This is a genomic window from Pseudoalteromonas sp. XMcav1-K, assembly GCF_044005875.1.
Classification (GTDB): Bacteria; Pseudomonadota; Gammaproteobacteria; order Enterobacterales; family Alteromonadaceae; genus Pseudoalteromonas; species Pseudoalteromonas spongiae.
In genome coordinates this window covers 15,204-39,831 of sequence record NZ_JBIPJE010000033.1, presented here as the reverse complement: position 1 = coordinate 39,831, position 24,628 = coordinate 15,204, and the positions used below count along the sequence as shown (strand labels likewise).

At 41.7% G+C, this 24,628-nt stretch carries 23 protein-coding genes; 4 read left to right on the top strand and 19 right to left on the bottom strand.

Annotated features, from left to right (window positions below; all coding sequences use genetic code 11):
- Positions 1 to 120 precede the first annotated feature (120 nt).
- Together ACHSBP_RS05365 and ACHSBP_RS05360 are read right to left on the bottom strand one after the other, a co-directional pair.
- Positions 121 to 1,845 carry a sodium:solute symporter family protein gene (locus tag ACHSBP_RS05365; RefSeq protein ID WP_395388280.1) on the bottom strand — a complete coding sequence of 575 codons (1,725 nt, stop codon included), beginning with the start codon at positions 1,843 to 1,845 and terminating at the stop codon, positions 121 to 123.
- 11 nt (positions 1,846 to 1,856) lie between these two features.
- A complete protein-coding gene (locus tag ACHSBP_RS05360) occupies positions 1,857 to 2,120 on the bottom strand; it encodes a DUF4212 domain-containing protein (RefSeq protein WP_010561876.1) in 264 nt (87 codons plus the stop codon).
- A 372-nt stretch (positions 2,121 to 2,492) separates the two neighbouring features.
- On the opposite strand from ACHSBP_RS05360, the gene ACHSBP_RS05355 reads away from it, so the two are divergent.
- Complete coding sequence (locus ACHSBP_RS05355) at positions 2,493 to 5,939, top strand: PAS-domain containing protein (RefSeq protein WP_010561877.1); 3,447 nt, start codon at positions 2,493 to 2,495, stop codon at positions 5,937 to 5,939.
- Between the two features lie 72 nt (positions 5,940 to 6,011).
- On the opposite strand, the gene ACHSBP_RS05350 is transcribed toward ACHSBP_RS05355, so the two are convergent.
- The gene (locus tag ACHSBP_RS05350) at positions 6,012 to 6,617 is read right to left on the bottom strand and encodes an outer membrane beta-barrel protein (protein WP_010561878.1); all 606 of its coding nucleotides are present in this window, start codon (positions 6,615 to 6,617) and stop codon (positions 6,012 to 6,014) included.
- Between the two features lie 230 nt (positions 6,618 to 6,847).
- On the opposite strand from ACHSBP_RS05350, the gene purU reads away from it, so the two are divergent.
- Together purU and ACHSBP_RS05340 are read left to right on the top strand one after the other, a co-directional pair.
- The gene (purU, locus tag ACHSBP_RS05345) at positions 6,848 to 7,681 is read left to right on the top strand and encodes a formyltetrahydrofolate deformylase (RefSeq protein ID WP_010561879.1); all 834 of its coding nucleotides are present in this window, start codon (positions 6,848 to 6,850) and stop codon (positions 7,679 to 7,681) included.
- A gap of 248 nt (positions 7,682 to 7,929) precedes the next feature.
- Positions 7,930 to 8,256, top strand: a complete 327-nt coding sequence (locus ACHSBP_RS05340) for a hypothetical protein (RefSeq protein ID WP_021032990.1) — start codon at positions 7,930 to 7,932, stop codon at positions 8,254 to 8,256.
- 505 nt (positions 8,257 to 8,761) lie between these two features.
- Here ACHSBP_RS05340 and ACHSBP_RS05335 read toward each other — a convergent pair.
- The 12 genes from ACHSBP_RS05335 to trmJ all read right to left on the bottom strand — a co-directional run bounded on the left by ACHSBP_RS05335 (position 8,762) and on the right by trmJ (position 19,102).
- Positions 8,762 to 10,132: a Gfo/Idh/MocA family oxidoreductase gene (locus ACHSBP_RS05335; protein WP_010561881.1), complete on the bottom strand. Its 1,371-nt coding sequence runs from the start codon at positions 10,130 to 10,132 to the stop codon at positions 8,762 to 8,764.
- A 141-nt stretch (positions 10,133 to 10,273) separates the two neighbouring features.
- A complete protein-coding gene (locus tag ACHSBP_RS05330; protein ID WP_010561882.1) occupies positions 10,274 to 11,377 on the bottom strand; it encodes an aminoglycoside phosphotransferase family protein in 1,104 nt (367 codons plus the stop codon).
- Positions 11,370 to 12,266 carry an NTP transferase domain-containing protein gene (locus ACHSBP_RS05325; RefSeq protein WP_010561883.1) on the bottom strand — a complete coding sequence of 299 codons (897 nt, stop codon included), beginning with the start codon at positions 12,264 to 12,266 and terminating at the stop codon, positions 11,370 to 11,372. The genes ACHSBP_RS05330 and ACHSBP_RS05325 overlap by 8 nt, the downstream gene beginning before the upstream one ends.
- Positions 12,267 to 12,363: 97 nt before the next feature.
- Entirely contained in the window at positions 12,364 to 12,741 is a 378-nt protein-coding gene (locus ACHSBP_RS05320; RefSeq protein WP_010561884.1) for an STAS/SEC14 domain-containing protein, read from the bottom strand.
- 130 nt (positions 12,742 to 12,871) lie between these two features.
- Positions 12,872 to 13,210: an ISC system 2Fe-2S type ferredoxin gene (fdx, locus tag ACHSBP_RS05315; protein WP_100914000.1), complete on the bottom strand. Its 339-nt coding sequence runs from the start codon at positions 13,208 to 13,210 to the stop codon at positions 12,872 to 12,874.
- A gap of 1 nt (position 13,211) precedes the next feature.
- Positions 13,212 to 15,071, bottom strand: coding sequence for a Fe-S protein assembly chaperone HscA (gene hscA / locus ACHSBP_RS05310; RefSeq protein WP_395388279.1), 1,860 nt, complete (start codon positions 15,069 to 15,071; stop codon positions 13,212 to 13,214).
- Between the two features lie 16 nt (positions 15,072 to 15,087).
- A complete protein-coding gene (gene hscB / locus ACHSBP_RS05305) occupies positions 15,088 to 15,615 on the bottom strand; it encodes a co-chaperone HscB (RefSeq protein ID WP_010561887.1) in 528 nt (175 codons plus the stop codon).
- A gap of 81 nt (positions 15,616 to 15,696) precedes the next feature.
- On the bottom strand, positions 15,697 to 16,020 hold the full coding sequence (gene iscA, locus ACHSBP_RS05300; RefSeq protein WP_010561888.1) for an iron-sulfur cluster assembly protein IscA: 324 nt from the start codon (positions 16,018 to 16,020) through the stop codon (positions 15,697 to 15,699).
- A gap of 3 nt (positions 16,021 to 16,023) precedes the next feature.
- A complete protein-coding gene (gene iscU, locus ACHSBP_RS05295; protein ID WP_010561889.1) occupies positions 16,024 to 16,407 on the bottom strand; it encodes a Fe-S cluster assembly scaffold IscU in 384 nt (127 codons plus the stop codon).
- Between the two features lie 31 nt (positions 16,408 to 16,438).
- Positions 16,439 to 17,656, bottom strand: a complete 1,218-nt coding sequence (locus ACHSBP_RS05290; protein WP_199775868.1) for an IscS subfamily cysteine desulfurase — start codon at positions 17,654 to 17,656, stop codon at positions 16,439 to 16,441.
- Between the two features lie 19 nt (positions 17,657 to 17,675).
- Entirely contained in the window at positions 17,676 to 18,176 is a 501-nt protein-coding gene (gene iscR, locus ACHSBP_RS05285; RefSeq protein WP_010561891.1) for a Fe-S cluster assembly transcriptional regulator IscR, read from the bottom strand.
- A gap of 185 nt (positions 18,177 to 18,361) precedes the next feature.
- Entirely contained in the window at positions 18,362 to 19,102 is a 741-nt protein-coding gene (trmJ, locus tag ACHSBP_RS05280; RefSeq protein WP_100914005.1) for a tRNA (cytosine(32)/uridine(32)-2'-O)-methyltransferase TrmJ, read from the bottom strand.
- A 252-nt stretch (positions 19,103 to 19,354) separates the two neighbouring features.
- On the opposite strand from trmJ, the gene suhB reads away from it, so the two are divergent.
- A complete protein-coding gene (suhB, locus tag ACHSBP_RS05275) occupies positions 19,355 to 20,158 on the top strand; it encodes an inositol-1-monophosphatase (protein WP_010561893.1) in 804 nt (267 codons plus the stop codon).
- A gap of 47 nt (positions 20,159 to 20,205) precedes the next feature.
- Here the strand turns inward: suhB and ACHSBP_RS05270 are convergent, their stop codons facing one another.
- The 4 genes from ACHSBP_RS05270 to secF form a co-directional block, all read right to left on the bottom strand.
- Positions 20,206 to 21,045, bottom strand: a complete 840-nt coding sequence (locus tag ACHSBP_RS05270; RefSeq protein ID WP_100914007.1) for an ABC transporter substrate-binding protein — start codon at positions 21,043 to 21,045, stop codon at positions 20,206 to 20,208.
- Positions 21,046 to 21,136: 91 nt separating this feature from the next.
- Positions 21,137 to 22,921 carry a GGDEF domain-containing protein gene (locus ACHSBP_RS05265; RefSeq protein WP_395388278.1) on the bottom strand — a complete coding sequence of 595 codons (1,785 nt, stop codon included), beginning with the start codon at positions 22,919 to 22,921 and terminating at the stop codon, positions 21,137 to 21,139.
- 121 nt (positions 22,922 to 23,042) lie between these two features.
- Positions 23,043 to 23,576: a hypothetical protein gene (locus ACHSBP_RS05260; RefSeq protein ID WP_395388277.1), complete on the bottom strand. Its 534-nt coding sequence runs from the start codon at positions 23,574 to 23,576 to the stop codon at positions 23,043 to 23,045.
- 109 nt (positions 23,577 to 23,685) lie between these two features.
- The gene (gene secF / locus ACHSBP_RS05255) at positions 23,686 to 24,627 is read right to left on the bottom strand and encodes a protein translocase subunit SecF (RefSeq protein WP_237130880.1); all 942 of its coding nucleotides are present in this window, start codon (positions 24,625 to 24,627) and stop codon (positions 23,686 to 23,688) included.
- Position 24,628 lies beyond the last annotated feature (1 nt).

Here is a 24,628-nt window from a genome sequence, read left to right as displayed (position 1 = left end):
ACCATCCCTTAAGGCAACTCACCTCTGTCATTTGACTCTAGCAGAGCAATAAACAAAAAAAAGCCCGACTATAGTCGGGCATTGAGTTTGATTTTTGATTTAGCTCAAATAGCTGGTTGATTAGTGAGCATGCGCTGCACTTGACCCTTTCGGGTTACGAATATCTTCAACCATTTGCTGTACTTCTTCTGGTGTTTCAGTGGTGACTTTCTGAACAGCAATTGCAACTGCGAAGTTAACTAGCATACCAATCATACCGATACCCTCAGGTGAAATGCCAAATAACCAGTGCTCAGCAGAGTTAAGCTCAGGGCTTACGAACTTGAAGTAGATAATGTATGCCGCAGTAAAACCAATACCACAAACCATACCGGCAATCGCACCTTCTTTATTCATACGCTTAGAGAAGATACCCATAATAATTGCCGGGAAGAAACTCGCCGCCGCTAAGCCAAAGGCAAATGCCACCACCGAGGCCACAAACCCTGGCGGATTAATACCAAAGTAAGCTGACACCGCAATCGCCACCATCGCAGCAAGACGTGCTGCCATTAACTCTTGTTTATCGCTAATGTTTGGCTTAAAGGTACGTTTAAGTAAATCGTGCGATACCGAAGTTGAAATAACCAATAACAGACCTGCTGTTGTTGATAATGCCGCTGCAATACCACCCGCTGCTACTAATGCAATTACCCATGCTGGTAAATCAGCAATTTCTGGGTTCGCTAGTACCATGATGTCGCGGTCAATCTTCACTTCGTTAGCACTGCTAGGATCTTCAATTTTACCCGCAGAGTACTGCATTTTGCCGTCGCCATTCTTATCATTGAATGTAATTAGGCCTGTACGCTCCCAGTTTTTAACCCACGCTGGTGCCTCTGCGTACTCTGTACCGCTGCCGTCTTTACCGTTAATTGTATCAATTAGGTTTACACGAGCGAACGATGCAACAGCAGGTGCTGTAGTGTAAACGATTGCGATAAATACTAATGTCCAAGCCGCTGAAATACGCGTGTCTTTTACTTTTGGTACAGTGAAGAAGCGAACGATTACGTGAGGAAGACCCGCAGTACCTACCATTAGTGCAGCAGTAATTGCGAATACATCGATCATCGATTTAGACCCTTCGGTGTATTGGGCAAACCCGAGTTCGGCACTGAGTCCGTCTAGTTTATCAAGTACATACATTCCCGACCCGTCAGTTAATGTTGCACCAAAACCTGTTTGCGGTAGTACGTGACCTGTCATCATCAATGAGATAAAGATAGCTGGCACTAGGTAAGCGAATACTAATACACAGTACTGCGCTACTTGCGTATAAGTGATACCTTTCATACCACCTAATACGGCGTAGAAGAATACGATTACCATACCAATGTAAACACCAGTTTCAATATCTACTTCTAAAAAGCGAGAGAATACAACACCTACACCACGCATTTGGCCTGCAATATAAGTAAAGCAGATAAAGATTGCACAGATAACCGCTACCGTACGCGCTGTTTGCGAGTAATAACGGTCACCAATGAAATCTGGCACAGTGAATTTACCAAACTTGCGTAAATAGGGTGCTAAACAAAGAGCTAGTAAAACATAACCACCGGTCCAACCCATTAGGTAAACACCACCATCGTAACCTACGAACGAGATAATGCCCGCCATTGAGATAAACGATGCCGCACTCATCCAGTCAGCTGCTGTAGCCATACCATTTGCCACAGGCGGTACACCACCACCGGCAACATAGAATTCTTTCGTTGATCCCGCACGCGCCCAAATTGCAATGGCGATATACATTGCAAAGCTTGCACCTACGATAATAAAAGTTAGCGTTTGAACGTCCATTATTATTCTCCTTACTCGTCAACGCCGTACTTTTTGTCTAACGCAGCCATCTTGTATACGTAAACAAAAATCAGGGCAACAAAGGTGTAAATGGCGCCCTGCTGAGAGAACCAGAAACCTAATTTAAAACCAAAGAAACGGATTTCGTTAAGCGCATCGACAAATAAAATGCCGCAGCCAAACGAAACTACAAACCAAACGGCTAGTAGTTTTATTACTAGCGAAAGGTTTTCACTCCAATATGCTTTGGCTTGATCATTATCTTTAAAAGCCATTTTTATATCCCCTAGTCATGCAAAATTGCATGTTAATTAATCGTCATCATTGACTCTAGCAACGCACATAAAAGATTAAAGTGCGACCTTAGTCGTAACAATTTATTAACTTAACAACCTGCTAAAGGTAAAAATTGACCACAATTTAAACGAAAGCGAGTAAAAATAAGGCTTTAAAGCACATCAAAGTTACGTTTACGTAAACGTAACACCCTATTTTCCAATTAGGTTAAGACATTAGTCGAACATCGCCATTCATAATGGCATTCAGCCTGTAAATTCAAGCTGTTGTGGTAATTGTGATTGAGATGCACAGTTTCATTAAAAAGTGATAAATTAGCGTATCAATTAAAAAGAATAACAAGAGTAACCATGACAATTGCGCTAATTTTCGTCGCTTTGGCCTATGTTGGCATTCTATTTTGGCTTGCTAATTGGGGGGATAAAACCACACCGCTCGCCAAGAAAATTAGTCACCACCCCTTTGTTTACTCATTTGCTTTAGGTATTTACTGCACCTCTTGGACCTTTTATGGTGCTGTAGGCACAGCCGCTAATTCAGGTTGGAGTTACCTCCCCATTCTATTGGGCCCTGCACTGCTGTTTATTTTAGGTCACGGCTTTTTGCGCAAGATGATATTGGTTAGTAAAAAACAAAATATCACGACCATTGCTGATTTTATTTCTGCGCGCTACGGAAAACGTCAGCTCACAGCAATTTTAGTGACCTTTATTGCACTGCTTGCAACGATTCCTTACATCGCACTGCAGCTAAAAGCACTTAGCACCAGCTTTGTATTGCTGCAAAGCGACAGCGAAATATCTGGCAGTATGATGGCTTTAATGGGCACCTTGATTATGGCAATTTTCGCCATTTACTTTGGAACACGCAAAGTGGATGTAACCGAATATCGCTCAGGTTTAATGTTGGCAGTAGCCTTTGAATCAGCTGTTAAACTGCTTGCGCTCGGTGCGGTTGCGGGATTATCGTATTATGTTTTTACGCATTACCAAGATGGCATGTGGGATTACTTTGTTACCCAAATCGCCTTTGGCCAATGGCAAAAAGAAGACTTTTTTAGCTTCAACTTTGTCGCGCAATCATTAATGGCAGCCGCTGCGGTTATTTGTTTACCGCGCCAATTCCATGTAACCGTTGTCGATAACCAAGATATTAGCCATTTAAAAACCGCACGCTGGGCATTTCCACTATATTTATTACTTACAGCGGGCATTATTATTCCAATTGCAACCGCAGCAATGCACCCTCAAATTGGTGGTAATGTTGCAGCCGACAGCTTTGTACTGGCACTACCCCTTGCTCAACAAAGTACCTTATTATCAACGTTTGTATTTATCGGTGGTCTGTCAGCGGCCATCGCCATGATTGTAGTTGCTACGCTTACACTGAGCACCATGATCTCAAACGATGTTGTTTTGCCGTTAATGCTACGTCGTAAATTTAAACGTAATCTGATCACCACCAGCTATAAACGCCGAATTTTATTAACGCGACGTTTTACCATTGCGGTTATTTTAGGGCTTTCTTACCTTTATCAACAATTGTTCGGCAACCAAGCTGCTTTGGCGAGTATGGGCCTAGTGGCATTTTCGTTGGTGACTCAATTAATCCCTGCGGTTGTCGGTGGTCTTTATTGGCGTAAAGGCCACGCCTACGGGGTTTACGCTGGCTTGCTAGCGGGGTTTGTCTGTTGGTTGCTGTTTTTAATGCTACCGCTATTTGAGGGTGCGGTAACCACTAACACCGCTATGCAACAAAGTGTTATTACCCAAGGTACGTTTATCGCGCTGATTGCCAATGTTGTGTGTTATATCGCGTTTTCATTGGGTGCCAATGAACGTTTAGTCGATAGAATACAGGCAGCTGCGTTTGTGAAGCCAAAAGAGCAGCTAAGGCTTGCTAAACATCACAGCAAACAAATTAACGCCACGGTGTACGACCTTAAAGTACTGTTACAAACCTTTTTAGGTATTCAGCGTTCTAAGCAATTAATTGTGCGTTACACCATGCGACACGATTTTGCTGACGATAACGATACACCGACAACTGACTTTGTCGATTTTTGTGAAAGAGCCCTTACCGGTGTGCTCGGCGCATCGTCTGCACGAGTATTAATTGGCGCGGTAATTTCTGGCAAGCAAATGGCGTTTGAAGAAGTCGTTAACTTCTTCGATGAAACCACACAAGCCATTCAATTTAATCAGAATTTATTGTTTACCTCGCTGGAAAATCTAAGCCATGGTATTTCAGTTGTAGACAGAAACCTAAAGTTGGTAGCGTGGAACAAGCGTTACACGGAACTGTTTGAATACCCAGAGGGCTTTTTAGAAGTAGGCCAACCCATTGAAGAAGTGATCCGCCACAATGTGAGTAAAGGTGAATGTGGACCGGGCGAAATTGACGCACAAGTACAAAAACGTGTGCAACATTTACGCAACGGCAGCTCACACCACTTTATTCGCCGCAGACGCAACGGCCAAGTAATTGAAATGATAGGTAACCCACTGCCTGATGGTGGTTTTGTTACCTGTTTCTCAGATATTACCACACACATTGAAACGCAAAATGCGCTTGAAGAAGTGAATATTGATTTAGAGAATCGCATTGAGGCACGTACGCTAGAAATCCGTTCAATCAATGAAGATTTAGAAGCGCAAATTGAAAAGCGAATCGAAACCGAAAAACAACTTAACCAAGCCAAGCTAGAGGCCGAAAAAGCTAATGACAGTAAAACCCGTTTTTTAGCGCTCGCGTCGCACGATATTTTACAGCCACTTAATGCGGCAAGGCTTTATCTTGCAGCTGTTGACCAAACGGAACTCTCTAACAGCAACCTAAGTACCATGGAAAAACTTGGTGATAGCCTTGATTCAACTGTGCATTTAATGTCGGGGTTATTAGAAATTGCTAAGTTAGAACAAGGTGCGATGACGCCGACACCTCGTCACTTCCCGATTAATGATATTTTAGCGCCGCTAAGTAATGAATACGTTATTCTCAGCAAGGAAAAAGGGCTCGATTTTAAAGTGCGCAGCAATGATGCTGTAGTGCATGCCGACACCACTTATCTGCGCCGAATTATTCAGAATCTAGTATCAAATGCCGTGAAATATACCGAAAGCGGTAAAGTGCTAGTGGCTTGTCGAAAGCGAAAACACAGCCTACGTATTGAAGTATGGGATACAGGCCCAGGTATCAGCGAAGTAGAACAAGCAAAAGTCTTTAACGACTTCTACCGCGTACAAAGTAACGACAATAAAGGGTTAGGGCTTGGTTTAGGCGTGGTAAAACGTATGGCCGATTTAATGTCGTTAACGCTAGAGCTTAAATCAACACCAAACAAAGGCAGTTGCTTTGCGCTGGAAGTGCCTTATGGCGACAGCAAACTAGTGCAAGAAAAATCAACTAACAAAGTTAAACTTGATAATAAGCAAACGCTTAACGTATTAATCGTTGATGATGAGCAAGAAAACTTAGATGCGATGGGCACGTTAATGAGCAAATGGGGTTGCCGTTATTCTGCGTTTAATAAAGTAGACGATGTATTAAATTATGCGCAAACCCAAGCTAAACCAGATTTAATTTTAATGGACTACCAACTCAGTCATGAAATGGATGGCGTTAGTTTAATTGCGCAATTACGCGAGCAGTGGCAAGAAAGTATTCCTGCGGTATTAATCACTGCGGTAAGAGATGATGAACTAAAACGCAGCACTAAAGAGCAAAACATTCACTACTTGAGTAAGCCTGTAAAACCAGCAAAACTCAAAGCATTAATAAAGCACACAAGCCGTTAAATAATAGGCCGGCAAAACGCCGGCCCATTTAATTTTTAACCCTAAATAGAGTTAACTAATTAATACTAGTAATTAAAACTGATAACTAACACCTACAGCAAACGATACAGAATCTAAATCACCCATATCAAAATACTGTACGCCTGCATCCATTCCTAAACCAAAGTCCCACACGTACTGCCAACCACCTTCAAGGTAAACACCTGTGCCCGAATCATCAATAAACGTACGATCATCTCGTGAAATTTCATAGTCATAGAAGTTAGCACCAACTTTAGCGTAAAGACTATTGCGCTGAGACAAAGGTAATGTTGCTTTACCTGCAATGACAAAGTTAGTGACCTCTAATTCATCGGCGCCAATGTTAAACATTGAATCATTGCGGTCGCGACAGGTAAAGCCATCATCAAAATCGTCGCATTCCCAATCACTGGCATCCATACCAAAATTTAAACCAACTTCGAGTGAAAAGTTTTGATCAAATTTATAGTTATAGTAAGAGTACACATTTGTATAATCTTCATCAGGTAAATCATATAACTCAACGCTACCAGTTGCGACTTTTCCACCGAACGTATGTTTTTTAAGTTCCGCTTGTTCAGAACCATTAGCAAACACCGATGACGATGAGATAAGCGAAAGTGCCAGCAACGCACGTGTAAAATTAGAAACTGCCATTATTGTGCTTCCTTTTCAAAATGAGATTACGGCTAGTTTAGTGCGCTTAACGACAATAAGTTGTAAGCAATTGTCAGAAATGGTTAAACCTCTTTAACGCCTACTAACCTTATTCATGCTACTTTTTGTAAAATTGATTATCAGACAATAAATATTAATTTTATTTATTGATTACATAATTAAAATATATAATATACCCCCATTACTTTTGCTGTCTGGAATGAGGAACCATGAAAAAAGTACTGCTTGCACAATGCCCCGATAAACCAGGACTCATCGCTAAAATAACCAATCTCTGTTTTGAGCATAAGCTTAATATTATTCGCAACGACGAATTTGTTGACCGAGAAAATCATCGCTTTTTTATGCGCACTGCACTGCAAGGTGACTTTGCCGATAATCACCTTGTTGAACAGCTCATTCATTTATTACCTGACGGTTCAAACGTCAGTTTAAAAGGCGAAGAAAAAGCCAAAGTAGTGTTACTCGCCACCAAAGAAGCCCATTGCCTTGGCGGTGTGTTATTAAAATGCTTTGAAAACGCCATGAATGTGGAGGTTCAAGCGGTAATCGCCAATTACCCAGACCTTGAGCCGCTAGTAAAAGGCTTTGATATACCATTTTATTGCATTAGTCATGACGGCCTAACGCGCGAACAACACGACGCTAAAGTGGCTGAAAAAATTAACGAGTTTAACCCTGATTTAATTGGTCTTGCCAAGTATATGCGTATTTTAAGCCCTGAATTTGTGGCCAAGTTCAGCGGTAAAATAATTAATATTCATCACTCATTTTTACCCGCGTTTATTGGTGCAAAACCCTATCACCAAGCATTCCAGCGAGGCGTAAAAATGATAGGCGCCACCGCGCACTTTGTTACCGATGAACTCGACGAGGGCCCAATCATCGAACAAGATATTTGCCATGTAAACCACGCGCAAAATGCCGAAAAGCTAGCCGCACTAGGCCGCGATGTAGAAAAAAACGTATTCTGCCGCGCTCTACAGTGGGCAGCAGAGCAACGGATATTTATTAATGGTAATAAAACGGTGGTGTTTAAGTAACCTCGGGATTTTAAGTGCTATTTAAAACGAAGTAGCACTTATCCCTTTATATCATCCATATTGATAATCAATCCCAAATTTTATTTATTTAGTTTATTAAAGAGAACGCACCTTACCCTCAAAAATCTAAGCATTTGTTTTTATGAAGGTAATTTGTTACTAATAGACAAAAAGTAAAACTAGAAAGCTCTTTCTAACTAAAACTTTTGTTATTCATAATCTATTTTATTTCAAAGGAAAATTAATAAATGGACTTACAAACAATGAGAATCCTTGTTGTTATCGGCTCGATTGCTGCCGTTATCTTATACATTTACAGAATTCGCTGTTTGGTAAATTTAATGTGTTCGAACTCCCCAAAAGTAGAAGGAAATAACAAACTAATCTACGCAGGGCTTATCCTTTTTATTCCTTTAGGCATTGGTGGCTGGATATATGATTTCGTTGTGAATAAAAAGAAAGTATCCGCTTTATTTTTATTTCCATTCGTGACTGTCATGTATACAGTTATTCAAGGTACGCTTGCCGTATTACCTCATGCGACTGAATTTAATTTTGATTATATGCTTTGGTAAACAATATAGCTTTCCGAATCAATGGGATCAGAGTCTTTGGTTTGACTCTTTCCCAACGGCAGTTTCTGGCACTAAGCTGTCTTAGAGCAACTAAGCATGTTATGGGTCTGAATAATAATTCATCCATGAAGCTTGGTTCCATCGTTCATCTCGATAATCGCTCCTGCATTATTCTAATGCCCTACTTCCATGTAGGTCACACATCTCACTTCCTCAAGCTGCGAAGCGTTGCTTCGGTCTTTCGTCACCCATTAAATCAAACCTGAAAACAGAATTTAAATGAATAATGCGAGACAGGGAGCGAAGCGGTCGAGCAAGCCATGTTCAACAGGGACGTTGCTTCATGGCGTTTATGTTCACATTTAAATTGTATTTGATGAATCAGTTTGATTTTGGGGCACGCTTTTGGTTAGTTTTTGTCGTGCAACAAAAATGAACAAGAGGACGCCATGGGGGCGTAAGATAAATGCAGGGAAGCAATCACAACTTCCCTGCTTAAAAATAGTTAAACCGTCACTATCCCTAGCGGCTTTGCACTTTGCCATGCACCACGAGTAAAATCAGGAATATCTACCGACTTTGCGCGATTATTCAGTGATTCAGCACTCAGCGGGCTAATCACCGACCATGCTGCGCCATCGTAGACATCTTGATCGAGTGGTTCGCCATTTCGTAGGCAGTAAATCATGCGCCAGAACATTAAGAAATCCATGCCGCCATGGCCGCCATTTCGCTCGGCTTCTTTACCCATTTTTACCCACAGTGGATGGTCATATTTGTTATACCAAGACTGCATATCGTAATCCCACTCATGGAAATTACCACTGCCGCCCTCTTCTAACGCGATACGATTAGGGAAGCCCGCAAATACGCCGTTAGTGCCTTGAATTAGATTATGACGAGAATACGGGCGCGGCGTTGTGGTATCGTGCTGTACCATAATAGTGCGGCCTTGAACCGTTTTAATCAGCGTAGTGCTGATATCGCCATTAATGTAGTTTAACTGGTTACGCTGATGATCGGCTGAGAACTCTTTTTGCGCATACAGTGCGCGGCCAAGTGCTGGTGAGCTCATTGAAGTAAGATAGTCAAAACGGTCGCCACGGTTAATATTCATATATTGTGACACAGGCCCTAAACCATGAGTTGGATAGAGGTTGCCGTTACGCTTTGCATGCCAGCCCGTTCGCCATGAACCTGTTTTAGTTTCAAGCTCTTTCATCTGCCAACGAAGCTCATGAATATAAGCCGCTTCACCGTGCAGTAACTCACCAAAGAGCCCTTGGCGAACCATGTTCAGCACCATTAACTCATCGCGGCCGTAGTTCACGTTTTCCATCATCATACAGTTCTTTTGCGTACGCTCAGCTGTATTAACAATGTCCCACATTTCTTCTACTGTGGTGGCCAGCGGCACTTCAACAAAGGCATGTTTACCGCTTTCCATCGACTCGATTGCCATTGGCGCATGCCATTTCCATGGCGTTGAAATAATTACAATATCAATATCTTGGCGTCCTAGCATTTCACGGTAGGCATATTCGCCATTACCGTAAAGTGCCGGCTGCTTATGACCGTTGTCTGTTAGAAACTTCGCAGAGCGCTCAAGCACTTCTTGGTGGTTATCACAAATCGCAACAATTTCAGCGCCTTCAATATGGCTCATGCGTTTAACATGGCCATAACCGCGTTGACCCACACCAATAAAACCAACACGTACCACATCCATTTTGGGCGCAATTAAGCCAATTACACTTTTGCCCTGCTGTTTTGCTGGTGTAAATTGATTATTTGACGTTGTACAAGCAGCGGTTAAACCCGCAGCTGCAGTGACAGTTGCGGCTTTTAAAAAACCACGACGATCCATATTTTTCATGTGTATTTCCTTTGAACGAACTATTTTTATTATTCAGTATTAATATCTCATTGCTTATTTCAGGGCAAAACAATGCGATTAATAAAAGCGTTAACTTTAAAAACAAAAAAGGCAGCTAGGCTGCCTTTTATCAATACAAGTTTATTTGAACAAAATTTCTTTTAGTGTTTGCTCTTTTTTAAGTAAATCTTTATACAGTGCAAACTGGTTACGCGCGCGGTCTAGATTATGATTGTCGCGGTGAATGGTAAAGTAGTTATCGCCATCTAAATAATCTGTTAAAAAGCGCACGCCAATCATAAAGCTCATCACCTTAGCGCCAAGCCAGAAACTTTGCTTTTCTTTTTCAGACAAAACATTTTTAAGCGGCTCTACATAACCCTCAACAATTGACGCAAAAATATGCTCACGTACTTTTACTTTATCTAAATTAGTTGAGTCTTCCGCTTCTGGCGAGCAAAAAGTACGTACCATATCACCAAAATCAAACATCCAATAACCTGGCATACAGGTATCTAAGTCAATAACAGCCTTGGCTTGATCCGACTTTTTACAAAACAGCATATTGTTGATTTTAGTATCATTGTGACATGCGCGTACGGGTAAATCTGGCACTATATCAGCTATTTCATCGAGCAGCTGACGTTGCTGTTGGCAAAATTCAATTTCTGCTGCACAGGTATTAACACGTGCCACTTTATCGGCAGAAACAGCCTCTTCTAACGCATTAACTCGCATTGCAAGATTATGAAAATCTGGGATCACAGTTTTAAGAGAGTCGGCTTCAAAATCGTTCAGTGCTTTTGCAAACTGACCAAAAGCACCGGCAGCAATTTTCGCTTTTTCGCTCGATTCAACCACGTCTTCACTGTAGCTACCGCCTATAAATTCAAGTGCGCGCCACGTATCGCCATTAAGACGCACTAAATGCATTTCGTCTTGAGTTGCGACATGCTTAATTACATCGAGATCATACGCGTTTTTTTGCGCTTTTTTAGTCAAGTGCTTTTCAATTTTGCGCGCATTTGATACCAAGGCCTGTGAATCCGGAAACACTTGGGTATTTAGCTTTTGCACCACTAAATGCTTTTCTGGTGAACTTAAAAGTAGCGTGGTATTAATGTGACCACTACCAATTGGCTTAATTGAAATGCCTGTTTGCCCCAACCCATATTGGTTAGATAAGGCCAAGGCTTGCTCTTGATACGTCATTGTAATCTCTTGCAACTGCTCATATTTAATCATTTAATTGCTGAGCAACGCGCGCCAAATCATCGCTATATGTTACACCCAGCCAGCAGTCCTTGGCAGGTAATAACTCGACAACTTGCGCGTGCTGCGCAACTAAATACTGGATTTGGTCTGGTAGAAAAAACTCGCTATTGATAGCGCTGTCATGCTGTTTTAAAAACGCGATAAAGCCATCTTCTAATTGGTTGAATATTTCAAACCCCAGTGCCCAAATGGTCATTGATGCGTAGGTGTTTGGTGACAGGGTAACCTGCTCACCAGAAACGATTTCACCACGAAGATCCGCATCAATATTTAAAACTTCGGTAATTTTGTTTAGCTGTGAGCCTGAAAGTTCACAGATCCCACGATTTACACCGCCTTGCTCAGTCAGTGTGCTCGCTAATGGATAACCTAATAAACGCCATGCGCCATTATTTTGCCAGTTTGCAAGTAAGGTACTAAAGGCTGATTTTCCATAATAATCATCTGCGGTGATCACCACACAATGTGCTTTTACAAATTGTTTCGCAGAGAGTAAAGCATGACCTGTTCCCCATGGCTTTTCACGCTCAGAAAACATGCCTTTGTAATGTGGTGGTACATCCGAAATCGATTGTACGGCAATATCAACCGTTAACTCTGGATGCAAACGAGGCAGTATTTGAGCCTCAGCGGTTTGCTTAATTGCAGCATTAACAACTAATACCACATGGCGTATTCCTGCATTAAACGCATCCGAAATACTGAGTTCAAGCAGCGTTTTTTCAATACCCGGTACAACGGCAAGCTGTTTATTGCCACCAAAACGTCGCCCGAGACCGCCTGCGAGAATCACTAAGCTGACGTCTTTTGGAGAAATAAGCGAGTTTGATGCGATATTACCGCGACTTCCATGCATCATGAATATTACAGAATGACTAATCTAAACAAAAAATAAATTCTACAAGGCTTTTTACGCAATTGCATTAACTAATTTCGCACGCTAAGTCACCAGGGTTTTATGCTTGCTCCAACCAAACCAATGCATCGTGATGATTATTGAATGACTCAATTTCGCCCGGCATAAACCAATTTGAAACATGCATTACCCCTTTTTGCCAACGATGTGAGCAAATAACGGCGATTTTTTCGAATTCTCGACGGTGTTTCATGCCAAACTTAAAATCATCCCACGCGGCATTCATGGTCCAGCCATCCAGCTCGGTAATATCAATTAAAACATTCAGCTTTGGCTGTGTTACTTCACTAAGCGCTGATTCAATGGTGGGCACCATGTACTGATAGTCATCATGTTGCAGTGTGCCAAATGCGCGAATATGAATAAAGAATGTCGATTTAACGCGACTTAAACCAATGCTGATCCCATGTGGTTTCATAAGCTTTCCCGCTCTTAGTTATAGTTTTAGATTAAACAAAACAGATTCAAGCATCTTTGATATTAGACAAATTTCAGGCAATAAAAAAGCGCTCTAAGAGCGCTTTTCAAAAACATTAATCACTGTGTAATTAGTGTTCCTCGTTTACAATATTCAAATTGTACTTTGGAATTTCTACGACTAGGTCTTCATCTGCGATAATTGCCTGACAGCCAAGGCGTGATTCAGGCTCTAAGCCCCATGCTTTATCCAGCATATCATCTTCAAGTTCATCACTTTCTTCAAGCGAATCAAAACCTTCACGCACAATTACATGACATGTAGTACATGCACATGACTTTTCACACGCATGTGGAATTGAAATACCATTTTTAAGCGCAACATCAAGTACCGTTTCGCCAGTAGGTGCTTCAATTGCCGCGCCTTCTGGACAAAGTTCTTCATGTGGTAAGAAAATAATTTGTGGCATATTAAACCTCATCTACCGACTGGCCAGTTAAAGCCTGTTTAATTGAATCATCCATACGGCGCGATGCAAACTCACTGCTTGCTTTATCTATGGCTTCAATGGCTGATTTTAGTTGGTCTGGCGTTGTCGCCGTTTCGCGAAGTACCGCTAATTTGCTGATTTCGCTTTCTAATTCGCTTTTTTCATCAGTTGAAAGTAAGTGACCACTTTGATCAAGCGATGCATTTAATGCTTCAATCACTCGTAGCGCTTCAACTTGTTGCTCTTTTAGCATACGTGCTTGCATATCGTCTTTAGCATTAACCAACGACGATTTAATCATATCAGCAACTTGGTTATCTGATAAACCAAACGATGGTTTAACTTGAATTTCTGACTGCACACCTGTGGATTTTTCCATTGCACTTACGCTTAGAAGACCGTCCGCATCCACTTTAAAGGTCACACGAATATGTGCCGCACCCGCCGCCATTGGTGGAATGCCTTTTAAGCTAAATTTAGCCAGTGAGCGGCAATCATCTACCAGTTCACGTTCACCTTGCAGCACATGCAGCGACATTGCCGTTTGGCCATCTTTGAACGTAGTAAACTCTTGTGCACGAGCAACAGGAATAGTGGTGTTGCGAGGAATGATTTTCTCAACCAAGCCACCCATGGTTTCTAAACCGAGTGAAAGCGGTAATACATCAAGCAGCAACATATCTGAATCAGGTTTATTACCTACTAATATGTCGGCTTGAATTGCCGCACCCAAAGCAACAACTTGGTCTGGGTCAATTGACGTAAGTGGTTCTTTACCAAAAAACTCACCTACTTGCTCACGGACGATTGGCATGCGTGTAGAGCCACCAACCATTACCACTTCAAGTACGTCTTCTTTTTCAACACCGGCATCTTTCAAAGCGCGGCGCGATGCACGTAATGTCTTTTTTACAAGGCCTTGTGCTAATTCATTAAAGAACTCTTTCGTTACTTCAATTTTAAACTGCTGCTCGCCTAGATCTAAACCGACGTTTACCAGATTGTAATTAGTAAGCGCCTCTTTACATGCGCGCGCTTTTTCCATAAATAAACGCAGAGTATCGGCGTTCGGTGCGTTAATGCCTGTTTGCTCTTTAAAGTAATTCACCAACAGTGCGTCAAAGTCATCACCACCAAGTGCCGAGTCACCGCCCGTCGCCAATACTTCAAATACGCCTTTATTCAAACGCAGAATTGACACATCAAAGGTACCACCACCTAAATCGTAAACCGCAATAACACCTTCTTTACCTGAATCTAAACCGTAAGCAACCGCAGCGGCTGTTGGTTCGTTAAGTAAACGCAGAACATTTAGGCCAGCTAGTTCTGCGGCATCTTTGGTGCCTTGACGCTGTGCATCATCAAAATACGCCGGAACAGTGATCACCGCGCCTGTAATTTCTTCGCCACCGAAGCTGTCCATTGCACGTGCTTTTAACGTTTTTAAAATCTCGCTCGACGCTTGAATTGGGTTAATGTTGCCCTGACGTGTTTGAATTGCTAATACGTCATCGTCGTTGCTAAATTGGTATGGCAGTTGATCGGCAATTTCACTGATTTCTTGGAATGATTTACCAAGAAAACGTTTTACCGAAATAAGCGTATTCGCTGCGTCTAGCGGTGCGTCTACCTTGGCTTTTTCGCCAACAGTAATTGTGTTTTCACCATAGTGAATGGCTGATGGCAAAATTGTTTTGCCCATTAAGTCTGGCAGTACTTTGGTTTCGCCACTTTGTACTGTTGCAACCAGCGAGTTTGTGGTTCCTAAGTCAATGCCAACTGCTAATTTGTGCTCATGTGGTGATGCACTTTGGCCTGGTTCTGCTATTTGGAGTAACATGTTTCTCGCGTCCTAATTAGTCGTCGAAAAGCGAATCTTCAATGCGCTCTAATTCTTCTCGTAACTTATAAATAAATTTAAGCTTGCGTACTATATCTGCGGCAATTTTAAGCTGCTCTTGGTCGTCACTGTCAATGTGCTTTTTGAGCTCTGCGTAATAGTCTTGATGAAGTTCTTTTACGTGATTTTCAAACTGTGCAATTGCTGCTTCAGGGTCTGCTGCGTCAGTAATTTCGCTTAGCTCTTCTCGCAGCTCCATCTGCTGCATTAAAAACTCAGGGTCTTGCAAAGTTTGTTGCTCAGCACGAATATCAATGTGCTTTTCTGCTAGCATGTATTCAGCGCGTTTTAACGGCTGCTTGAGAACCTGTAATGCATCGTTTAATTCTGCCGTTTTTTGTACCGCAAGCAGTTGTTGCTGTGCGCCTAAACTAGCATGACGATCAGGGTGAAGAATTTTTTGCAGTTCGAGATAGCGTGCGTTAACAGTGTTGAGGTCAACATCAAATTGAACAGGGATTGCAAATAACTCAAAGTATTTCATAGTAACGAAAAAATCCTCGCTCTTAATTGCACACAAGCCCCGCAATTGCAGGGCTTAATAAATTAGATCAAATAGTAAAGGTTATACGGTAAAGCTTTCGCCGCAACCACACTCACCATTTTGATTCGGGTTGTTAAATTTAAACCCTTCATTTAGGCCTTCTTTAACAAAGTCCAGCTCAGTGCCGTCGATGTACACTAGGCTTTTACCATCAACAATGACGGTTACACCGTTATGTTCAAAGGTTTCATCGCCTTCCGCTAACTCATCAACAAACTCAAGTACATAGGCAAGGCCTGAGCACCCTGTTGTTTTAACACCAACGCGTAGGCCTAGACCTTTACCGCGATTGGTTAAAAATGAGCGTACGCGATCAGCGGCTGCATCTGTTAAAGTAATCGCCATAAATTATTCACCGTGCTTTTTTTTGTAATCCGCAATCGCTGCTTGGATTGCGTCTTCCGCTAAAATTGAACAGTGAATTTTAACTGGCGGTAATTCTAGTTCCGCTGTGATATCAGTGTTTTTGATTTCACCCGCTTCGTCTAGGCTTTTACCTTTAACCCATTCAGTTACCAGTGATGACGATGCAATCGCGCTACCACAACCATAAGTTTTAAATTTTGCATCTTCGATGATGCCATCATCAGATACCTTAATTTGCAACTTCATTACGTCACCACACGCTGGTGCGCCAACCATACCCGTTGCAACACTTGGGTCATTCTTGTCGAAAGAACCTACGTTACGTGGATTCTCTACATGGTCAATTACTTTGTCACTATATGCCATTGCTTGTTACCTCAATACCCAATTCATTTAATTAGTGGTGTGTCCACTCAACAGACTCTAAATCAACGCCTTCTTTATACATTTCCCATAAAGGAGACATTTCGCGCAAACGGCCAATTGAGTCTTTGATTAGCTGAACAGTGTAATCAATCTCTTCTTCAGTCGTGAAACGACCAATACTGAAACGAATTGAGCTATGTGCTAATTCGTCGTTACGGCCTAGCGCACGTAATACGTAAGATGGTTCTAAACTTGCCGATGTACATGCCGAACCTGAAGATACCGCGATATCTTTAAGTGCCATTAGTAATGACTCACCTTCAACATAGTTGAATGAGATATTTACAATACCTGGTACTGATTGCTCTGGTGTACCGTTAAAGTAAACTTCTTCGATGTCCGACATAATGCCATCAATCAAACGCTTACGTAGTGCACTGATGTGTGCGTGATCTTTATCAAAATCTTCATTTGCAACTTTGAACGCCTGACCCATACCTACGATTTGGTGTGTTGCCAGTGTACCTGAACGCATACCACGCTCATGACCACCACCGTGCATTTGTGCTTCTAAACGCGCACGTGGTTTACGACGAACATAAAGTGCGCCTATACCTTTCGGGCCATACACTTTGTGGCCAGAGAAAGACATGAAGTCTACTTTAAGTGCTTGCATGTCGATTTTTACTTTACCTGCGCTTTGCGCGCCATCAACATGGAACATGATTTTACGTTCGCGACACATTTCGCCAATGGTTGCGATATCTTGTACTACACCTAGCTCATTATTTACGTGCATTACGCTCACAAGCACAGTGTCATCACGCATTGCCGCTTCAAGCTTCTTAAGGTCTAGTAAGCCGTTTTCTTCAACGTCCATATAGGTCACTTCAAAGCCTTGACGCTCAAGTTCACGACATGTGTCTAATACGGCTTTGTGTTCAGTTTTAACTGTGATTACGTGCTTGCCTTTTTTCGCGTAGAAATTAGCAGCACCTTTAATTGCCAAGTTATTTGATTCTGTAGCACCTGATGTGAAAACGATTTCACGCGGGTCAGCATTGATTAATTCAGCGATATCATGACGCGCTTGGTCAACTGCTTCTTCAGCTTGCCAACCAAAACGGTGAGAACGTGACGCAGGGTTACCAAAATTACCATCCATTGTTAAACACTGCATCATAGCGTCAGCTACACGCGGATCGACAGGTGTTGTGGCGGCATAATCTAAATAAATTGGTAACTTCATATTTACTTGCTCCGAATTGCTACATTTGGCAACTAATGTTGATATTTTCAAGCTGACTGAGTGAATTTTCAACGGCTTTTTCAACCGTTTGGTCTTGGCGACCTGCAACTTGTTGCACATCTTTTTTGGCAACTAACTCAGCTAACGTAATACTGTTTAAAAATTCTTCGATGCGCTGGCTCAATTCACTCCATAATGAGTGTGTTAAGCAGCGAACACCATTTTGGCAATCGCCTTCACCACCACAACGTGTGGCATCTACCGATTCATTGACTGCAGATATGATATCGCCAACTGAAATCTCTGAGGCTTCCTTACCTAGTAAGTAACCACCGCCAGGACCACGAACAGAGCGTACTAAATCTTGCTTGCGCAAACGCGAAAATAACTGCTCAAGGTATGAGAGTGAAATGTCTTGTCGTTCTGAAATTTCAGCGAGGGGAACTGGGCCAATTTTAGTATGAAGCGCCACGTCTAATAGTGCAGTTACTGCATATCGACCTTTCGACGTTAATTTCATGCTAAGCCCCCATCATCAATAAGAGTGCGAATTTTAATTACCTGACTAAGATAGTCAAGTATTTATTGTTCACACTTAGGTTATTCTTTAGTCTTGCTATATATAAGCTAGAACAGAATAACCCAGTAATTTACTCAAGTATTATTTTAATTACCTGAGTAAATTAGTCAAGTATTGTCTTTAAGCTATTCGCTGTCTTTTTTCACAACCGATTTATCAATCGAGGTTAAAATCCCGCGCAGAATGTTAAGCTCTTGCTCTTCTGGGCGTGCACGATTAAATAAACGGCGTAGCTTAGTCATTACTTGACCTGGGTGTTGTTTGATAATAAAGCCCGTATCTGACAAGGTTTTTTCTAAATGTTGGTAGAAAAGCTCCATCTGTTCAGAGCTTGGGTATACCGCATCATCTCGCTCAATTTGTTGTTCGCCTTTGGCAAGGTAGCGCATACGTGTTTCATAACACAGGGTTTGCACAGCCATAGCAAGATTCAGCGACGAGTATTCAGGGTTAGCTGCAATACATACGTGGAAATTACACAGTTGCAGCTCTTCATTAGTTAAGCCGCTATTTTCACGACCAAATACAAGCGCTACATCACCTTCTTGTTCTGTACCAGCAAGCAGTTTTTCGCCGCACTCAACAGGGTTAACCATTGGCCAAGATAAAGTACGAGAGCGCGCACTGGTGCCAATCACGGTATTACAATCAGCAATCGCTTCTTGCAAGGTATCAACAACTACCGCATTACCTAGTACATCGGTTGCTCCTGCTGCAAGTGCACTTGCGTGACTATCGACAGGGTTAACAGGATCAACTAAATAAAGCTTGCTAAAGCCCATTGTTTTCATTGCACGAGCAACTGAACCAATGTTACCTGTGTGCGAAGTATTAACCAGTACAATACGAATTTTATCTAGCGTCATGTTACGTTCTAAACTCTGAAATTTTATCTGGCGCGGATTTTAGCCTACTCATCATTAAATTTCGACTATTACACCGCGATTAGCGATTTTTTAGCACACCAGTTTGATTAATTGTTAACCAGAGATTAAATTTATTATTTTGGTTTACAACCGCAAAAAAGTCGCTAAAATAGCGCGGCTGAACTGAGGGGTGACCAAATTAAGGCACAACTTAGTAGTTAATGAGTTCTTTTAAAACCTAAAGGTAAAGCTATGCATCCAATGTTAAACATTGCGGTTCGCGCTGCGCGAAATGCAGGTAAAGTTATTCTTCAAAAATTTGAAGAGAAAGATAAAGTTGAAGTACTTCAAAAAGGTAGCAACGACTTTGTAACTAACGTAGACAAAGACGCGGAAGCGATGATTCGCGACACTATTTTAAAGTCTTACCCTAAGCATAGCATTGTAGGCGAAGAGCTAGGTCAACAACTTGGCAGCGACGCTGATTACCTTTGGGTTATCGATCCACTTGATGGCACGACTAACTTCATCAAGGGCATTCCACACTTCGCAGTATCTATTGCATTAAAAGTGAAAGGCCGTACAGAGCAAGCGGTTGTTTACGATCCAATTCGTGGTGAATTATTCACAGCTACACGCGGTCAAGGCGCACAGCTTAACAGCAAGCGTATTCGTGTAAATAAGGCAACTGACCTTTCAGGTACTGTGCTAGCAACCGGCTTCCCATTCAAGCAAAAGCATCATATGGAAGAATACATGAACGCATTCAGTGCATTATTCGTTCATACAGCAGATATGCGCCGCGCAGGTTCTGCAGCGCTAGATTTAGCTTATGTTGCAGCGGGTCGTGTTGATGGTTTCTTCGAAATTGGTTTAAAGCCATGGGATACTGCAGCAGGTCAACTACTTGTTAAAGAAGCAGGTGGCTTAGTAACTGATTTTGCTGGCGGCAACAACCAAGATAAGTCAGGCAATATTGTATGTGGCGCACCAAAACTTGCACAAGCGATTGTGAAAGAGCTTCGTCCACATTTAAGCGATGCATTACTTAAATAATCGCATGCTTTAACTAGGTTTTATAAATAAGGAAGCACATTGCTTCCTTATTTTTTGTACCAAAGCGCCTTATTTTGCAACAGCGCTGTATTTGTAAAATAATCATTTTCTAAATAATGTATTTCGCGCTTGGCTAAGCTTAATTGGCTCAGCCCTTCAGCAAAATAATCATCAAACAACTTATCAAATCGACCATCAGCAATCATTTCTGTTAACCCTGCTTGCAGTGCATTGGCTAACGCCGTTTTTTCTTTATTTACAAAAAAGTAGAATGCCGCAGGATAATTTATTAAATGTGCGGTCTCTATCGCCAAACCAAGTGGCTTAAACTCCAAAAGTTCATCTTGAATTTCAATGACAGAGCGGGGGAAATAATCCACCTGCCCACGAGAAACTAAAGTAAACATAGCTTTATAATGCGCAAATGCTTTTACCCGGTAACCATTTTGCGCAAGGATTTTAGTATCGGGCCAATCGTGTCCCTGAACCGCTGTAAACTGTTTTAGCTTGTCGCTATCAATCGCAGTAAAGTCACTTTGCCGATCGTCTTTAATCAACGCAATACGTTTACCAATCAACCCTTTAAAAATAGGAATAGGAATTGCGGTAGCAATGGCTTCGCGGTCAGGACTCGTCATGCCCCAATGAATATCTACATCACCTTGACTGAGTTTTAGTAAGGTACGCTGCTGGTGTGGGTGTACAGGCACATGTTGTAACTGGTAAGACTGATTGGCCAGTGCCAACTCTAACAGGCTAACAATGTAATCATCTCTTGGGTATAGCTTGCGCTGCTCTTTGGCAACTTTCACAATTTCTGTTGCTGCTACTGAACAGGTTAAAAGTGAAATAAACACTATAAAACAATATGGTACATTTGTTCTCATATTACTTGCCCCAAACATAGCTCAAGTAATAGTAAGTTAAAACAAGTTACTGTTTAGGTAAAGCGATTGTTTTTCAATCGCCACGAATAGATTATTTTGCTACCGGTAGTCTGACTATCGCCATGGTCGGGCGACGGCGTTTGCAAATAAACAGGTGACTGGTTACGAAACGCTTAGCTTCCTTTTTAGCATCGGTTGCCAGCGCTGCCACTTGATGGCTGTTTTCGCAGTGCTCAATATCAGGATTAACTAAACCAATAGATAAGGTTAACAAGGGCACAAACTTCTTTTCACCCTCGCGGTTGGTTGCCCAATAGCCCCCTGCTGCAACGTGCTCTGGCGTAAAATAGGCTCTAACGGCGGTTTCAAACTCAGATATTATTTTACGACACAGCGCTTCGCCTAAGTCACTAGGACACACTAGCATAAAATCATCGCCACCAATATGACCAATAAAGCAGTCTTTTTGATTACACACTTGGCGGCAAATTTCTGCAAGCAGTTTAATTACCATGTCACCACTGGCATAACCATAGAGATCGTTAAATTGCTTAAAGTGATTTAAATCGATATAGGCCAGTTCGAAATCTTGTCGCGCATTTAAACGCCGTTCAATATTATCATTAATTGCCACATTACCCGGCAACATGGTTAACGGATTGGCATGCTGCGCGTTTTTAATTTTCTCGTCAGTAATGTGTTTTAGAATATCGCGAATAGCAACAACACCAACGTATTGCCCTTCTTGTGTCACAATAATATAGCGGCGTATATCAAAATCTGAGTCAGTAATTTTTTGGCTCACCGAGTCCAACGCTGTCAATCTATCAACCACTAAAGGCTGGTGATCCATAACCTCATCGACTGAGCGCTTAGAGTGTAGCGCCGCCCCATAGGTTGACGAAAATATTTCGGCAAGTTGATCTCGGTGTAATATGCCAACGGGTCGATTATCTTGATTAAGCACTACTAGGCTTTGCAATAACTTATCTTGCTCGAAATACTTCTTCGCCACACCGCAATTAGTAGTGACAAAAATAGACTGCTGACTTATTAACAAATTGCCAATAAAAGGGCAATCGTCTTTCGTATTGCGTGGCATATCCACTAATTTTTGCGCTGCAATGCATTCATCAAAACTCTGACACGGCGAAAGTACCGGGCGTTCAAGCAAAAAACCTTGTGCTAGTTCAACACCCAGATTTTTTAACAGTGTTAATTCTTGCGTGCGTTCTATACCTTCAGCTATTACTCGCGTATTAGTGATTTTTGCCAGCTCTAAAATCGAACGTAAAAATTCTTTTTTCACCACACTTTTATCGCAATGATCGATAAAGTAACGATCAATTTTAACGATGTCAGGTTTTAGTTCAGACCACTGTTTTAGCCCGCTGTAACCCGAACCAAAGTCATCAATGGCGATATGCAAACCTAAATCACGGTAATGTTTAATCGCTTCAAATAATAAATCGCTTTGTGCTAACGGCTCCCGCTCAGTGATCTCAATCACAACCCGTGATGTGGCTAAGCCGTGTTTAGCAAGCAGTTGTAAAGTTTCACCTTTTGGGTGTGCGGCTTCTAGTAATGCAGACGGACTTACATTGATAAACAATTTCCCAGGCAACCCTTGGGCAACAAAGTTTTCAATGGCTTTTTCACGACAAAGAAGCTCTAGCTCTGAGAGGCAGGCATCTTTTTCAGCTTGGGCAAAGAGTTCAACGGGACTGAACAAACTTGAATTTTCAGGACCTCGCGACAAAGCTTCGTAGCCGAGCACCGTTTCTTTTTCAATATCAAGAATGGGTTGAAACAGCGTTGTGATCTGTCGCTTTGACAGAATCGCTTTAAGGCTGATTAATTGTTTCAAGTTTTGCATAATTCACCTCTTTACGGATGGCGAATATAACAAGAGATAATGACAGAATTATTTCAGAAGCTAAGTGTCAGAAAAGGTTGCAATTATTTCACTTTACAATCACAACCTTTTGAAATTTAGGTTAGTTTAATGCTTTTTCAACCTGAGAAAAGTGTGCAATAACTTCAATAATTTCCATTTCTGCACTTTCACGCATTTCAGCAGTGGTAATCCCCATTGTCGCCATTGCTTGTACCGTTGCAGGATGCACTAATAAGTCCTTCGCATGGTAACAGTTAGGGTCGTCAAACTTAGGCAGTTTACCGTCTTCATGATAACCTGACTCGATCTCTTCTAGCGGTAAGGTTGGAATGATATCCGCCGCATTATTCAGTGCTGTTAAATACTCAGTACACTTTGGGTGTTTATTTATAAACTGCGTAATGATTGTTTTAGAACCCGCTACTAACTCAGCTGACTTAGCAGCGATTTCAGTATCTGGCTTAGCTTCTTTAATCATTGTCACTAGTGTTTTAGCACCCTCTTTGTAGTCTGCTAACGCTTGATTAGCTGTAGGTGCTTTTGCTACCGCTTCGGCGTTAGTTTGTGGTTTATCACCACATGCTGTTAAAAGTGTCATTGCTGCAAAACTAGCAAGTACAGTTAGCTTTTTCATTTTAATGCCTTTGAGAATGTTTATCATTTTCAGTATCATACTAAAGACAAAAAAAAAGGCCAGTCTTAACACCGGCCTTTTTCAGAATTATTACAAAATTACCAAATAATTATGGCATATTGTCAAATTCAGCACCTTCTTTCTCAACTTCTTCAGGGATCAGATCTTCTTTGCTGATGCCCATCATTACTGCAACAGAGCTTGCTACGTATACAGATGAGTAAGTACCAATAAATACACCAAATAGTAATGCAGTTGCGAAGCCATGAATGGTTTCACCGCCCCATACAAATAGCGCCACAAGTACTAAGATAGTTGTAATTGACGTTACTAATGTACGGTTTAGCGTTTGCGTTAGTGAAATATCAACAATCTCAATGGTATCGTCGATACGGATTTTACGGAAGTTCTCACGAATACGGTCCGATACAACAATGGTATCGTTGAGTGAGTAACCTATAACCGCAAGTACTGCAGCAAGTACAGTTAAATCAAACGGTAAACCTAATACTGAGAATAAACCCACTGTTAATAGCACATCGTGTGCAAGTGCCGCTACTGCACCAATTGCAAAACGCCATTCAAAGCGCAGTGCAACGTAAAGCAAAATACAGATTAGCGCTGTTAACATCGCTAAGCCGCCTTGCTCCTTAAGATCTTCACCAACGCTTGGACCAACAAACTCTATTGAGCGGATCTCAACTTTTTGGCCTGTTTGTTCAAGAATCTCGAGTACTTGATTACTGATCATGTCGGCTTTTTCACCTTCACGTGGCTCAAGGCGAATTTTTACGTCCTTACTTGAACCAAATAGCTGTACCTGTGCATCAGGGAAGCCGTTTTCGTGTAGCGATGAACGCACAACTTTAAGGTCAGCAGCTTGTTCAAAGCCAACTTCAACTGTTGTACCGCCAGTAAAATCCAAACCAAAGTTCATACCTTTGGTAAAAAATGAAACAAATGAAGCGATAATCAGCAGAGTTGAAATCGTCATCGCGATTTTACGCAATGACATAAACTTAAGTGTTTCATTTAACTTTAATAATTGCATC

What these genes read in the sequence shown, in the direction of transcription:
- suhB (WP_010561893.1), top strand. Translation starts at nt 19,355, where the DNA reads ATGCATCCAATGTTAAACATTGCGGTTCGCGCTGCGCGAAATGCAGGT.
- ACHSBP_RS05270 (WP_100914007.1), bottom strand. Translation starts at nt 21,045, where the DNA reads ATGAGAACAAATGTACCATATTGTTTTATAGTGTTTATTTCACTTTTA.
- ACHSBP_RS05365 (WP_395388280.1), bottom strand. Translation starts at nt 1,845, where the DNA reads ATGGACGTTCAAACGCTAACTTTTATTATCGTAGGTGCAAGCTTTGCA.
- hscA (WP_395388279.1), bottom strand. Translation starts at nt 15,071, where the DNA reads ATGTTACTCCAAATAGCAGAACCAGGCCAAAGTGCATCACCACATGAG.
- ACHSBP_RS05265 (WP_395388278.1), bottom strand. Translation starts at nt 22,921, where the DNA reads ATGCAAAACTTGAAACAATTAATCAGCCTTAAAGCGATTCTGTCAAAG.
- iscA (WP_010561888.1), bottom strand. Translation starts at nt 16,020, where the DNA reads ATGGCGATTACTTTAACAGATGCAGCCGCTGATCGCGTACGCTCATTT.
- ACHSBP_RS05355 (WP_010561877.1), top strand. Translation starts at nt 2,493, where the DNA reads ATGACAATTGCGCTAATTTTCGTCGCTTTGGCCTATGTTGGCATTCTA.
- ACHSBP_RS05330 (WP_010561882.1), bottom strand. Translation starts at nt 11,377, where the DNA reads ATGATTAAATATGAGCAGTTGCAAGAGATTACAATGACGTATCAAGAG.
- ACHSBP_RS05260 (WP_395388277.1), bottom strand. Translation starts at nt 23,576, where the DNA reads ATGAAAAAGCTAACTGTACTTGCTAGTTTTGCAGCAATGACACTTTTA.
- fdx (WP_100914000.1), bottom strand. Translation starts at nt 13,210, where the DNA reads ATGCCACAAATTATTTTCTTACCACATGAAGAACTTTGTCCAGAAGGC.
- ACHSBP_RS05335 (WP_010561881.1), bottom strand. Translation starts at nt 10,132, where the DNA reads ATGAAAAATATGGATCGTCGTGGTTTTTTAAAAGCCGCAACTGTCACT.
- iscU (WP_010561889.1), bottom strand. Translation starts at nt 16,407, where the DNA reads ATGGCATATAGTGACAAAGTAATTGACCATGTAGAGAATCCACGTAAC.
- ACHSBP_RS05350 (WP_010561878.1), bottom strand. Translation starts at nt 6,617, where the DNA reads ATGGCAGTTTCTAATTTTACACGTGCGTTGCTGGCACTTTCGCTTATC.
- trmJ (WP_100914005.1), bottom strand. Translation starts at nt 19,102, where the DNA reads ATGACGCTAGATAAAATTCGTATTGTACTGGTTAATACTTCGCACACA.
- purU (WP_010561879.1), top strand. Translation starts at nt 6,848, where the DNA reads ATGAAAAAAGTACTGCTTGCACAATGCCCCGATAAACCAGGACTCATC.
- ACHSBP_RS05320 (WP_010561884.1), bottom strand. Translation starts at nt 12,741, where the DNA reads ATGAAACCACATGGGATCAGCATTGGTTTAAGTCGCGTTAAATCGACA.
- iscR (WP_010561891.1), bottom strand. Translation starts at nt 18,176, where the DNA reads ATGAAATTAACGTCGAAAGGTCGATATGCAGTAACTGCACTATTAGAC.
- ACHSBP_RS05325 (WP_010561883.1), bottom strand. Translation starts at nt 12,266, where the DNA reads ATGATGCATGGAAGTCGCGGTAATATCGCATCAAACTCGCTTATTTCT.
- secF (WP_237130880.1), bottom strand. Translation starts at nt 24,627, where the DNA reads ATGCAATTATTAAAGTTAAATGAAACACTTAAGTTTATGTCATTGCGT.
- ACHSBP_RS05360 (WP_010561876.1), bottom strand. Translation starts at nt 2,120, where the DNA reads ATGGCTTTTAAAGATAATGATCAAGCCAAAGCATATTGGAGTGAAAAC.
- ACHSBP_RS05290 (WP_199775868.1), bottom strand. Translation starts at nt 17,656, where the DNA reads ATGAAGTTACCAATTTATTTAGATTATGCCGCCACAACACCTGTCGAT.
- hscB (WP_010561887.1), bottom strand. Translation starts at nt 15,615, where the DNA reads ATGAAATACTTTGAGTTATTTGCAATCCCTGTTCAATTTGATGTTGAC.
- ACHSBP_RS05340 (WP_021032990.1), top strand. Translation starts at nt 7,930, where the DNA reads ATGGACTTACAAACAATGAGAATCCTTGTTGTTATCGGCTCGATTGCT.